Below are 13,404 nucleotides of genomic sequence, written 5' to 3' on the forward strand. Positions count from 1 at the left end.
ATAAAAAAGACGATGCTAGTATAGTATCGTCTTTTTTGTGAATTATTTTATTAAAATTAGTATCTTGTGTTATAATTTAAACTTTAAAATAAATGAAAACGACGACAGATAGATATATTAATCTTTTTACAGACTACGGATTCAAGAAAGTATTTGGAGAAGAGCCAAATAAAGATTTATTGATGAATTTTTTAAATGAACTATTACAAGACAAGGAAACAATAACAGAGCTAACTTATCTCAATACCGAACACATGGGAAAAAATGATAGAGATAGAAAAGCCGTTTTTGATTTGTATTGCACCAATGATAAAGGAGAAAAGTTTATTGTAGAAGTACAACGAGTGAAACAAAAATTTTTTAAAGATAGAAGTATTTATTACTCTAGCTTTGCAATTCAAGAACAGGCACAAGTTGGAAAAGAATGGAAATATGAATTGAAAAATGTTTATACGATTGGTATCTTAGACTTCGAAATCGATCACAACCTTACAAAAGAACAGGAAGCGAAGCGAAAAAATAAGTGGGAATCACATGTTCAACTAATGGAAACTTACTCAAAATCTGTTTTTTACAATAAACTAACCCTAATTTTTTTAGAAATTCCTAAATTTGATAAGACTTTACAGGAATTAGAAAATGATTATGAGCGTTGGTTGTTTGCTTTCAAAAATCTTCACAAATTATCAAATCTTCCTATTGAACTAACTGACGGAATTTTTAAACGTCTTTTTGAAATTGCAGAGATTGCAAAAATGGATAGAAAAGAGTTAGCTGTTTATCAAGAAAGTTTAAAAGATTATTGGGACTTGAAAAGTGCAATGGATACGTATTTTGGTGAAGGAAGAATAGAGGGCAAAATTGAAGGTAAAATTGAAGGTAAGATTGAAACAGCAATAAATCTAATCAATATGGGAATGGATATTTCTCAAATTGCACAAGCTACAGGACTACCCTTATCAAAAATAGAAGAATTAAAAAATGAACAATCAATTAAATAAAAATCAAAAAACTTGAAACTAATCTTTTCTCCTTCTCACTATCCTTTTTTCAATCTCGCCTTAGAGGAATATCTATCTAATTTTACTGACAAAGAAAGTGAGTATTTGTTATTTTATCGTAATGAACCTTCCTTAGTAATGGGCAAAAATCAAAATGCTTGGGAAGAAATGAATTATAATTATTTAAGTTCTCAAAATATTTTTCTTTCTCGTCGTATATCGGGTGGTGGAACGGTGTATCACGATTTGAATAATCTTAATTTTAGCTTCATAAAGCCTTTAAATACAAAATTGGTTGCTAATTACGATTCACTTTTACTTCCGATTGTAGAATTTTTGAAAACACTAGGATTAGAAGCAAATATAGGAGAACGTTCGGATATTTGGCTTAAAAATACAGCAGGAGAAAAACGAAAAATTACAGGAACGGCTCAGTACACCAACAAAAACCGTTTTATTACACACGGAACACTTCTTTTTAATTCAGACTTGGACAAGCTAGAAAAAGCTATAACAATTCCTACAAATATAGAAGTAAACTCCAAAAGTCTTAAATCAGTTAGAAGTAAAGTAATTAATATCAAAGAAGTTTTAGAGAATAATCATTATTCAGATATTCCAACAATAAAAGAGTTTGAAGAAAGATTAGCGTATTTTATTCTATTGTATTTCAATAAACCAACTCATTTACACACATTTACTCAAGAAGAAGTAAAAGAAATAGAAAAAATTGCCATCGAAAAATATAAATCTTTTGAATGGATTTGGGGACGTTCGCCAGCAAGTGAAGTTACTAGGAAAGTGATTTTAAAAAATCAAGAATATTCTATCAAAATAAAGCTGAGTAGAGGTGCAGTAATTCAAGAAATTAGTACAGACGATAACCACTTATTAAATAGAGAATTACAAAATTTGGTAGATAAAATCTATAAAAAAGAAGAATTAGAAGAAATTCTTTTACCGATTGGTTTTGTAGAAAAGGATTTAGAGTTGTGGTTTTAAGATAGTTGTAGTTATTTATGAATTTTATAAACTTCCATTCCAAAGAAAATAATAAATACATGGAACAAGCCAAGATAGAATCCAAAATAGCAAAGTGATTTTTTGGTATTTGTTCCAAAATAAAGAATAGTTGGTTTTTAATCTATTTTCTACTGACACAAAAATTAATTTATTGACCAAAAAAAGTCCTAAAAAAAATAAATTAAAAAAAATCAGATAGCCAATATAATTGTACTTCTGAAAAAAAATATCAAATAAACAAAGATGCGAAGGTAAGCCATAAATGTATTTTACAAAAAAGAATTTCAACACATAAACACTCAAAACGATATACAAAATACCATTTACAAAAAGGAGCAAATTAGAAAAAAGAGTTTTTTTACTTAATTTATGTGTTTTGTGGGATTTATTATTTTTAAATAAATTAAAAATTAAATATATTCCTAAAATACTTCCTGTAGTAATCCAGACAAAAATACCTTGATTAAGAAATACGGATGAATTGAGAAAATGAGTAAGATCTACTTCTTGACTAAAAAAACTCACACTACAACATGTTGCAATCAAATCAGGATTGATATTCCAAAAATAAAGAGATATCAAAACAAGTTCTGTACTGACACACAAAAAAGCAGGAACAACTAAATAATATTTTTGAGGGGTAAGAGGATAAGTAGGTTCTTTTTTATCCAAAAAATGTAAAAACAAAAAACTACTATACACAAATAAACTTCCTATCTTAAAATATAAAAGAGGATAACCAAACTGATTTGCTTCTAAAGCACCTGTTGCACACATTGCACCACGCAAAAGTGAAGGAATATGTTCATTAATTGTAACCAAAAAGGCAATCAATGAAAAACTTTGAAATAAAAGCACAAATTCTAAAACTGCTCCAACTAAAAACGTGCGTCTTTCAAGATTGATTTGAGTTTCATCATTACTTGATACATCCCAATTTTTAATAATTTTCAAAACAGTTGTTAAAATCATCAAAATTAAAAAAAAACAGCAGCTTTGTGCCAGCATTTGAGCAATTATCCACGTATCAGTCATGACTTTTTAGGTTATTTGATTTTATCAAAACTACGAATTTCTATCATTTTTTATCAAAAATTTAACTATCTATAAATTAATTGCCATGAAATTTACCCAACTTCTCTTATCAACCTTTATATTTTTTATCCTTTCTGTTTTTGTGATAAATGAAGTATTTTCACAAGATAATTCAAACTCTAAGGGTTATTATCTAACACTCAACAAACCTGGTAGAAAGAAACGTATTCGTTTTTATGTTGGTGATGAGCTAAAATTTAAACTAAAAGATGAGGGTTTCAAACGAACAGCTACTATTACAGCTATTGATTCGAATTCAATAAGTATAAATGGAGTTGCAAAGATACCTTTAGAAGATTTTAGGGTAATTCAAATAAGTAAAAAACATATAAAAGCTGTTCGCCTAACAGTAACAACTGGAGGAGTTTTATTTATGGCATTGGGTGTTGGAAATACTTTATTAAAAAAAGATGGCTCTGAAGTAATGATAACTGCTGGTTTTATTTCATTGGTATCAATACAATTTCTTAGGTTATTTGAAAACCGAAACTATAAACTTAATTCGTATCGTTATTTACGAACAGTTCCTCAATGGGAAGGAGTAGATTTAGAAAGATGAAAAATAGATTTAAGTAAAAAATTAATTTAAAAATACAATTTTATAATAATAAATGTCAAAAATAAGGTGTTTTATAGCTCTGATACTATTTTAATTCATTTTTTTTAGATAAATAGATTATGAAATTTGCTATTAATTTGCGTTATTCGGAAAGATTTTTTGAGAAATAAGAATCTAAATCAATAAACAAACACACAAAATATTTTAAAAAACTATTCATTTTTTACTTCAATTAGCTCTTTGTGAACGAATTTCAAACTCTTCTAAAAAAATATACAAACGAACATTCACGATTTTTGAGTGTTGATGGTGTGCTTATTCATTACCGAATTGAAGGCGAAGGTGAACCACTTGTCTTACTTCATGGTGCTTTTTCCTCATTGCACACTTTTGAAGAATGGACAAAACGACTTTCAAAAAAGTATCAGATTATTCGTTTGGATTTACCTGGATTTGCACTTACAGGAACAGTTCCTGATGATGATTATTCGATGAAAAGACATTTGTATTATCTCAATAGTTTTTTAGAAATACTAGGAATAAAGAAATTTTATTTAGGTGGTAGTTCTTTAGGAGGTTGGGTAGCTTGGGAGTATGCACTTCATTATCCAAAAAAAGTACAAAAACTGATTTTGATAGATGCAGCAGGCTTTTTAGATGCACAAAGTATTCCATTGCCTTTCAAAATGGCTCGTACTCCGTTTTTTGGACGTGTTATAAAATATGTGATTCAACACAATGTTTTGGAACAGTTTGTTAGAGAAGTATATTACAATCAATCCAAAATTACCCCTCAGATGATAGAGCGTTATTACGAACTTTTTACTAGAGATGGTAATCCAGAGGCATTTTTACTTTTAGTAAATAATAAACACAAAGAAAACACAAAGAATCTTAAAAATCTTGCTATGCCTGTTTTGATTATGTGGGGGCGTGAAGATCGCTGGATTCCTGTTCGTAATGCACATCGTTTTCATGAGCTTATTCCACAAAATAGGATGCTGATTTATGAACGTGTGGGGCATTTGCCAATGGAAGAAGTTCCTGTTCAGACGAGTAAAGCTGTTGTTAAATTTTTGAGTGAAGAGTTTTGAAAAATATAGCTTTTTTAATGAAGTTTGTGATAAACTAAACAAAATCTCAAAAACTTACGTTTGAAAATAGATTTTGAAATCGTAAATCTGTAAATTTGCACTATCTAATAAAACCTTATTCTATTTAATTTAGTATAATTGACTATCAAATAGAGAGAGAAGCTAGTTTTAGCAAATTATTTTTTGCATAATTGATAGCAATTCATTTTCTTAGTAGCTTATTAGAATGAGCATCAGAAAACCATTCTTTTATTCCAATTTATAATTCGAATAAAAAAATAGTTCAAAAATCATTAAAAAAATTCTTACAAAAAATAGATAATTCCAAACATGGCAGACGTAAACGTAAACTTTGTACACCCAACTGATGGACGCATGATTAGTGCAACTTTAGATGACACAATGAGCGTACAAGAAATTATAGGCGAACTTATTACACACGATTTTATCAAAAATAGTCAGCAAGGATATAATCTTGCCATAAAAGGAGGAAACCGTATGCTCAATCACCAAACATTAGGGCAAGCAGGAATCACTCACGGAACTACTTTTAGAGTAATCCCAGCAACAGATGCAGGAAAATAAAGTAAGAAATTAGATTTTAGAAGTCAAAAGTAAATATAATTTATAATCAAAACTTCTAACTATAATTTATTAAAATTAAAAAAAAAATAAAATTAAACATAAAGTTATTATAATCATTAGAATTAACTGATTACTATATAACTGATTACTGGTAACTGATTATGGCTACTCCTCAAGAAATACGTAATCGTCGTTTGGCGAATGATTATAAAGAAATGGAAAATATTAGTGGTTCATTACTTTCTTTTGAACCACTGGTAGGTAATGCGCCTTATGTAGAAGAATATAACGTAACTATTTTTGTACGAAGTATTACTGATACACAACCTACTTATCGCAATCAACACAGACTCAAAATTACACTTCCTGAAGCCTATCCACAAGCTCCACCTCAATTAGAATTGTTAGATGAACCTTTCGTTTATCATCCAAACTGGTTTAAAAATGGACGTTGGTGTTATGGAACTTGGGAAATGTCAGAAGGCTTGGGAAGGCACATGATTCGAATGATTCGTACTCTTCAATATGACATGGAAATCACCAATGAACACAGCCCTGCCAATGAAGAAGCTCGTAATTGGTATTTGCGTATGAGAAATAGTGGTATTTTTCCGTGTGATAAACAAGAAATGCCTGACCCAACCAAAGAACGTGCTGCAAAGAAAAGCTCAGGATTCAAAATTACAGGATTTGGAACAGATACAGCAACAGAAAAGCCAGAACCAACTACACAAGATGACAAAAGAGGTGGATTCAGAATTCACTAATAAAGTCAAAAGTATGATTTTAGAAGTTAGACGTAAATAAATTATAGTAGGAAAAGGGCATACTTTTTCCTACTTTGCTTGTATAGTACAAACACGAGATGAAAAATACTCAATTAGATAAAATAGAATTAGACAAACTCAAATATCCGATTGGAGAGTTTGAAAAGCCTGTATTTGAGTTTTCAGAAGCTAAAGATTTGGTTTTGGAGTGGAAAAATGATATTTCTTCTTTTCCTATGCGATTAAAAGCCGTAATTTTAAACTTAAAAAAGGAAGAACTAGACTGGAAATATCGCCCTCAAGGTTGGACAATCAAACAAGTGATTCATCATTGTTCGGATAGTCATATCAATGCCCTTATTCGTTTCAAACTCACTCTTACAGAAGATGAACCAACTATAAAACCGTATTTAGAAAATAAATGGGCAGAACTGCAAGACATGACATTGCCTATTGAAGTTTCTATTTCTATTTTGGAAGGAACTCATAAAAAGCTAAATATAATCATTGAATCTTTATCTGAATCTGATTTAGAAAAACGCTTTTTTCATCCAGAACATCAAGTTTATTTTACGCTTTTTGAATTGGTAGCAAATTATTCTTGGCACTCAAATCATCATTTAGCACATATTGAGCAAGCCATTGAAGCAAAAGGAAAGTACTAAAAAAAAAAAAAAATATTTTACAAGAACAATTATAAATTTCAGTTACAGTGTAAATAATTTAATTTTTAACTCGTAATTCGTAATTTGTAATTCATAATTGAATTATGTTTAATATCACAAAACAAACACCTCCTTATTTTCCCAAAAAAGCTGAAACTATGCCTTTTTGGGAATCTTTTTTTGAAGAAAATTTGAAACACCATTTTCAAAAACAACCTGTTTTAGATTCTATTTTTCTTCATAAAGAAGCCTTTGAAGTTATTAAAAATCATATTGGTTTTGGAAATGATACTCAAGATAATCAAGTCGAACAAGGAGGTTTGCTTTTTGGAGAAGTAATAGAATATCAAAATGCACAAAATGAAACTAAATTTATAGGAATTGTTAATTATGCACTTGCTGCTACTACGGCTGAGGGTTCGATGCGACATCTACATTTCAATCATGCTACTTGGCATTCTTTGTTGGAAGAACAAGACAAAATAGAAGAAAAAGATTCCAAAAAACAGCTTATCGGTTGGTATCATACACATCCTAGACATTTAGAAGTTTATTTTTCTCATATTGACAAGGAAAATCATCTTACTTTTTTTGATAAAGACTGGCATTTTGGTCTAGTTTTAAATCCACAACGAAAAGAAATAAAATGTTTTTTAGGAAATAAGTTTGAAGAAGTTTTGTGTATCTTGGAATAAAATTGCTGTTCATTTTTTCTATTTCTAATTAATAAACTTCTTCAAACAAAAAATGCAAAAACTGCCATTTTGCCGTATTTTTCATTCAAAAGAAGGTAAAAATAGGCTTGGTACATCACTTGCAAACAGGATATAGAAAATAGTCGTTTTGACTATTTTTTACACTCGTAAGAATGATTTTTATAGTTTATAACAATTTCATATTTAGTTTGTAGTATTAAAGGTCTTATACAAATGCTGACAATCTGACATTTTTCTATTGTTATAGTTATCTATTCTTTATAATTTTGATATTCAAGTACACTAAAATCACATACATTTTTTGAAAAATATACAAGTGCCATTTACAGAAGAAGACATTCCTCAAATAGATTTGGAAGAGCTAGAAAATGCAGCTCGTGAGTTAGAAGACGATTTGCCTGAAGAATTATTTATTCTTCCTGTCAGAAATACTGTCTTGTTTCCAGGGATTATTATGCCTATTACTGTTGGGCGTGAAAAATCTTTGCGTTTAATCAAAAAAGCACATAGAGATGAGAGTTATATTGGTGTCATTTCTCAAAAAAACTTGGGTGAAGATGAGCCTCAAAAATCAGATTTGCATTCCATAGGAACGGTGGCAAAAATTGTCAAAAAAATTATGATGCCTGATGGAAACACAACAATTATTCTACAAGGTAAACAGCGTTTCGAACTTCATGAGCTTACCCAAGAAGAGCCATTTTTGATTGGAAAAACAACTTATCTAACAGATGTATCCATAAGTGACTCAAAAGGAAGTAAGAAAAACGAGGAACGCAAAAAGGAGGCTTTAATAGAATCTATAAAAGAAGCTGCTTTTAAGATTTTGCATTTGAGTACAGACATTCCACCAGAAGCGCAAATTGCCTTAGAAAATATTGAAAGTCCTAATTTTCTTATTAATTTTCTCTCTGCAAATACAAATGTAGAGGTAAAAGAAAAACAAAAATTACTAGAGCTTCCAAAAGTAATTGATAGAGCTGTTCAGCTTTTGAAGATTATGCACAAAGAAATTCAGCTTTTAGAGCTTAAAAGTGATATAAAAGACAAAACAAATTCGGACTTAGACCAACAACAAAAAGAATATTTTCTTCGCCAACAAATTAAAACACTTCAAGATGAAATTGGAGATGAAAATGATAAAGATATAAACAAACTGCATATCAGGGCAGAGAAAAAAGAATGGAGTGAAGAAACAAAAACGTTTTTCTTGAAAGAAGTAGAACGTTTTGCTCGTATGAATCCTGCTTCTCCTGATTATTCTATTACGCTTTCTTATTTGGAATTTATGTTAGACTTGCCTTGGCAGTTTACTACAAAAGACCATTTAGACTTGCATAATGCTAAGAAAGTATTAGATAAAGAGCATTACGGATTAGAAAAAATAAAGCAACGTATTTTAGAGTATCTAGCTGTTCTGAAACTCAAAAACTCATTAGATAGTCCTATTTTGTGTTTGTATGGTCCTCCTGGAGTTGGTAAAACTTCTCTAGGAAAATCTATTGCAAAAGCATTAGGTAGAAAATATATGCGTATTTCGTTGGGTGGAATGCATGATGAATCTGAAATTAGAGGACACCGTCGTACTTATATTGGTGCAATGCCAGGAAAGATTATGCAAAATATCAAAAAAGCAGGTTCTTCAAATCCTGTTTTTGTGCTTGATGAAATTGATAAAGTAAGTAGTGATTTTCGTGGAGACCCTTCATCAGCTTTGCTAGAGGTTTTAGACCCAGAACAAAATGATACGTTTGTAGATAATTATTTAGAAACTGAATACGATTTGTCTAAGGTTCTTTTTATTGCTACGGCAAATTCATTAGATACTATTCAGCCTGCGCTGCGTGATAGAATGGAAATTATTCAAGTTTCTGGTTATACGATTGAAGAAAAAATTGAAATTGCAAAACGTCATTTAATAGCAAAACAAAGAAAAAATCACGGTTTACAAGCAAAAGATATTAGTTTTACTGCTGAAACGTTGCGTTTTGTAGTAGAAGGTTATACAAGAGAATCAGGTGTTAGAAGTTTGGAAAGACAAATTGCATCGCTTTGCAGAAGTGTAGCCAAATCGGTAGCGATGGAAGAGGACTATCAAAAGAAAATTACGCCTAAAGAAGTTGAAAGAATATTAGGAAAACCTTCTTTTGATAAAGAACTTTTTGAAGAAAATGAAACAGTAGGAGTAGCAACTGGACTAGCTTGGACACAATATGGAGGTGAAATCTTGTCTATCGAAGTGAGTTTGAGTAAAGGAAAAGGCAGAACTACTTTATCGGGTCGTTTGGGCGATGTAATGAAAGAATCGGTTGGTGCAGCACTCTCTTATTTGAAAGCCAATGCAGAAGAATGGAAAATTGACCACCAGCTTTTTGACCAATACGATTTGCATGTTCATGTTCCTGCTGGGGCAGTTCCTAAAGATGGTCCTTCGGCTGGTATTACGATGCTTACAGCTATGGTTTCGGCTTATTCTCGTAGAAGAGTCAAAAATCAGTTGGCAATGACTGGCGAAATTACACTACATGGAAAAGTGCTTCCTGTGGGTGGAATTAAGGAAAAAATCTTAGCAGCCAAACGTGCAGGAATCAACGAAATTTTGATGAGCAAACGCAATCAGAAAGATATTGAGGAAATTGAAGAACATTATATCAAAGGAATGAAGTTTCATTTTGTAGAAAGAGCTGGAGAAGTTTTGAAACTTGCTTTAGTAAAAGACAAAGACAAAACAGCTAGACCTTTGGAAGTACAAGATGTAAATCAAAAAAATAAATCAAATAAAGAAACCAAAAAAATAAGAGTAATTCCAACAAATCCCTCAAAAGGAAAAAGTGGAAGTGTAGGAGTTTAATTTTATTTTTTAATTATTGCTCGTGTCCCCACGAGCAATGGTAAGTATATTTATTCAAAATTTAACCGTTGCTCGTGTCCTCACGAGCGACTATTTTGTTATGAAAATAGTCATCATAGATTATAAAGCAGGCAATATTCGTTCAGTAGATTTTGCTTTGCAGCGTTTGGGAGTTAATGCTGTGGTAAGTGCAGACAAAGAAGTATTAAAGTCTGCTGACAAAATTATTTTCCCGGGGGTCGGACACGCAGCATCTGCTATGCAACAACTCAAAAATGCAGAATTAGATACTTTTATTCCAACGTTAAAACAACCCGTTTTAGGAATCTGTTTGGGAATGCAATTACTTTGCTCACATACAGAAGAAGGAAATACAAAAGGATTAGGGATTTTTGATGTAAATGTAAAAGAATTTAAACCAACTAATTCGGCTGACAAAGTTCCTCACATGGGTTGGAATACAACAGAAGATTTAAAAGGGGATTTGTTTAATAGTGATTTGTTTAGCAAAGTAAAAGAAAATACTTTGCCTCAATCTCAAAGTCAGTTTTACTTTGTACATACCTATTATGCAGAACTTTGTAAAGATACCGTTGCTACTTGTGATTATATCTTGCCTTTTTCGGCTGCTTTACAGAAAGACAATTTTTATGCAGCACAGTTTCACCCAGAAAAAAGTGCAGACGCTGGCGAAGAGCTTTTGAAGAATTTTTTGAGTATAGGTTAAGTTTTATCAAAAATAAATAGTATCAAAATGGGAATGTATTATAGTATTGAGGTAAAGAATAATAATGAGTTGGGATATATTGATTTTCCAGAGTCTTTATCATATTTTTTTGAACAAGTAGATGCATATGAACAAAAAAGTATTTCCCATCAGATAGAAAAAATATTAAATATTGATTTAAGTCTGTTTCAGAAAACATATCACCCAGAAATGGAATCTAATGAAAGAACTAATGATTTTTGGATTGATATAGAGGAATTACTCAATAAATTGATGGAGTTTAAAAGTAAAATGAAAACTAATAAAAGCTATTTTTCCAAAGTTTTATTGAATCCAAAAGATGATAGAGAAAAGTATATAAATTTGAGTTCTGAAAAAATAGTTAACTATCAAAAAGAAAATCCTTTATCATTATATCCAATTAATAATGGAATAATTACAGAGGAAATTTTGATGGATTCAATCATCAAATTAATTATGACCCTCAAGAAATTAAAAGATAAAGGCGAAAAAAAAATAAGGTTAGTTTATAGTTAAAAATATGCTATCCTTTATCTTTTGGCTGCTTTTGAGGTTTAGTTTATCCCAAACGCATTTAATTTAATCTAAAAGATTCTTATATTTGATATAACAATATTCGTTTATTTCTTTACATAGAGGGATATACGAAGCTTTTTAAATAATTGAATGCAGTTGCGTTTATATACAAGTTAGCAGTAATGCTAAATAAGAATTAACTACATAAAGATGAAACCAAGAGTAAAAGAGAGTTATCAGAAATTTCTTAGTGACTTTATTAAGTTTGATATTTTAGTAGATTGTCCGAATTGTTCAAAAAAAGCTATCGTGAAACCAGACAATTTTTTAATTGGGAATGTTGAGCAAAAAAATGCAAAGATAATTTGTTTATCTTGTGGTCATAACAAAAAACTTATAGACAAACCCTGTTACTCTTTATACTCTCCTAATAATAATATGACTATGCGACGAGGCTATATTATTAGTGGTGCGATTGACCCATTTTTTTTCCTACCTTTATGGTTAAAGACAGAATTTGATGGACATATTTTATGGGCGTACAATTCAGAACATCTTGAGTTTCTTGGTAGACATATTGAAGCAAAACTAAGAGAACGTAACGGACAAGAGCTTTCTAATAGAAGTTTAGGTAGCCGACTTCCTAAATGGATGACATCAAAAAAGAATAGAGAAGCACTTTTAAAGAAGTTAGACGAATTAAAAAGCAAATAAGAAAAAGCACTACTGCTAACATTGGCTTAGCGAAAATGGGCTTGACGTTTTGACACAGACATTTGAACATAAAATAAACTTTTGAAGGTTTAGCGAGGGAACGAGCTTAGAACTCCCACTTTCGCCAAGCCATACCGTTACCTGCAAAATAAGATGAAAAATTTACTAACCATATTACTTATACTAATTTCATTTTCAGTTTTCGGACAAAAGAAGATGATGAAAAAAGCTGAATTGGCTTTTGCCCACTATGAGAAAGGAGAAAAATATGAAGCTCTTTTAATTTTCAAAGAATTAGTGAAGGATTATCCAAAATCTGAACAATATGGACGAAATCTTTATAATATACCTACCATTTATCAAGAGATAGACTCTACAAAAATGGCTATAGAATGGTTTATGAAAGTTCTTAATGATAAAAACCTTGATGATTCAGAAAAAGACCATTCTCGTGGAATTTTTGAAACTAATACCAATTTTAAACATTACGCAGCTATGAATATTGGTGTGATTCATTACAACAACAACAATTATTCTGATGCATTGAATTTTTATAAACTAGCTGACATAAAATATCCATACTACAACACATCAGGAACTGACTTGAAGTTGAATAAAATCAAGTTAGCCTCTAATATTTCTGATTGCTACGACAAATTGAACCAAACAGATAGTGCGATTGTTGTACTACTTCCTCACGCATTAACTGAATCACCAAAAGCAAGTAATTATGCAAGTCAGAAAATAATAAGCCTAGTAAAGAAATATGAACGGGAAAATTCTTTTTTTAAAGAGTTAGATAAATCAATTAACAATTTGGAAATCATAGATAAAGGAATTCGTTTAAATTTCTATGGCATTGATGTAAAGGTCTATCCCTACTTTAATGAAAAACTCACAAAAAAGCATTTGAAAAATACTTTATTTTATAAAGAAATAAATAAAGCTGGTAACGATGGTTAAAAAATCATAGCCTATGAAATGACAATGTTTTTTAGCTGAAACTTTATAGGCAGTTACAGGAAAAAAGAGTAAAAATAATTCGTTGCAACAGGCACTTTTTAAGAACT

At 30.5% G+C, this 13,404-nt stretch carries 14 protein-coding genes; 13 read left to right on the forward strand and 1 reads right to left on the reverse strand.

Annotated elements, in window-relative coordinates; genetic code table 11:
- The first annotated feature begins 92 nt into the window (after positions 1-92).
- Both ACE193_RS00425 and ACE193_RS00430 read left to right on the forward strand, forming a co-directional pair.
- A complete protein-coding gene (locus tag ACE193_RS00425; protein ID WP_375561051.1) occupies positions 93-1,001 on the forward strand; it encodes an Rpn family recombination-promoting nuclease/putative transposase in 909 nt (302 codons plus the stop codon).
- Between the two features lie 12 nt (positions 1,002-1,013).
- Positions 1,014-2,003 (forward strand): biotin/lipoate A/B protein ligase family protein, encoded by a 990-nt coding sequence (locus tag ACE193_RS00430; RefSeq protein WP_375561052.1) that lies wholly within the window; start codon positions 1,014-1,016, stop codon positions 2,001-2,003.
- A gap of 24 nt (positions 2,004-2,027) precedes the next feature.
- On the opposite strand, the gene ACE193_RS00435 is transcribed toward ACE193_RS00430, so the two are convergent.
- The gene (locus ACE193_RS00435; protein ID WP_375561053.1) at positions 2,028-3,059 is read right to left on the reverse strand and encodes a hypothetical protein; all 1,032 of its coding nucleotides are present in this window, start codon (positions 3,057-3,059) and stop codon (positions 2,028-2,030) included.
- Positions 3,060-3,144: 85 nt separating this feature from the next.
- On the opposite strand from ACE193_RS00435, the gene ACE193_RS00440 reads away from it, so the two are divergent.
- From ACE193_RS00440 to ACE193_RS00490, 11 genes are all read left to right on the forward strand, one after another.
- Positions 3,145-3,678, forward strand: a complete 534-nt coding sequence (locus tag ACE193_RS00440; protein ID WP_375561054.1) for a hypothetical protein — start codon at positions 3,145-3,147, stop codon at positions 3,676-3,678.
- A gap of 242 nt (positions 3,679-3,920) precedes the next feature.
- Positions 3,921-4,772, forward strand: coding sequence for an alpha/beta fold hydrolase (locus ACE193_RS00445; protein ID WP_375561055.1), 852 nt, complete (start codon positions 3,921-3,923; stop codon positions 4,770-4,772).
- Positions 4,773-5,102: 330 nt separating this feature from the next.
- Positions 5,103-5,357 carry an EsaB/YukD family protein gene (locus ACE193_RS00450; RefSeq protein WP_014799628.1) on the forward strand — a complete coding sequence of 85 codons (255 nt, stop codon included), beginning with the start codon at positions 5,103-5,105 and terminating at the stop codon, positions 5,355-5,357.
- A gap of 161 nt (positions 5,358-5,518) precedes the next feature.
- Positions 5,519-6,124, forward strand: a complete 606-nt coding sequence (locus ACE193_RS00455; protein WP_375561056.1) for a ubiquitin-conjugating enzyme E2 — start codon at positions 5,519-5,521, stop codon at positions 6,122-6,124.
- A gap of 98 nt (positions 6,125-6,222) precedes the next feature.
- Positions 6,223-6,789, forward strand: coding sequence for a YfiT family bacillithiol transferase (locus ACE193_RS00460; protein WP_375561057.1), 567 nt, complete (start codon positions 6,223-6,225; stop codon positions 6,787-6,789).
- A gap of 104 nt (positions 6,790-6,893) precedes the next feature.
- Positions 6,894-7,484 carry a Mov34/MPN/PAD-1 family protein gene (locus ACE193_RS00465; protein WP_375561058.1) on the forward strand — a complete coding sequence of 197 codons (591 nt, stop codon included), beginning with the start codon at positions 6,894-6,896 and terminating at the stop codon, positions 7,482-7,484.
- A gap of 322 nt (positions 7,485-7,806) precedes the next feature.
- On the forward strand, positions 7,807-10,356 hold the full coding sequence (gene lon, locus ACE193_RS00470) for an endopeptidase La (protein ID WP_375561059.1): 2,550 nt from the start codon (positions 7,807-7,809) through the stop codon (positions 10,354-10,356).
- A gap of 100 nt (positions 10,357-10,456) precedes the next feature.
- Positions 10,457-11,083, forward strand: a complete 627-nt coding sequence (gene hisH / locus ACE193_RS00475; RefSeq protein WP_375561060.1) for an imidazole glycerol phosphate synthase subunit HisH — start codon at positions 10,457-10,459, stop codon at positions 11,081-11,083.
- A 27-nt stretch (positions 11,084-11,110) separates the two neighbouring features.
- A complete protein-coding gene (locus tag ACE193_RS00480; RefSeq protein WP_375561061.1) occupies positions 11,111-11,620 on the forward strand; it encodes a hypothetical protein in 510 nt (169 codons plus the stop codon).
- Positions 11,621-11,830: 210 nt separating this feature from the next.
- Positions 11,831-12,334, forward strand: a complete 504-nt coding sequence (locus ACE193_RS00485) for a hypothetical protein (protein ID WP_375561062.1) — start codon at positions 11,831-11,833, stop codon at positions 12,332-12,334.
- A 153-nt stretch (positions 12,335-12,487) separates the two neighbouring features.
- Complete coding sequence (locus tag ACE193_RS00490; RefSeq protein ID WP_375561063.1) at positions 12,488-13,297, forward strand: tol-pal system YbgF family protein; 810 nt, start codon at positions 12,488-12,490, stop codon at positions 13,295-13,297.
- Positions 13,298-13,404: the final 107 nt, after the last annotated feature.

Source organism: Bernardetia aquimarina, from assembly GCF_042180575.1.
Taxonomy (GTDB): Bacteria; Bacteroidota; Bacteroidia; order Cytophagales; family Bernardetiaceae; genus Bernardetia.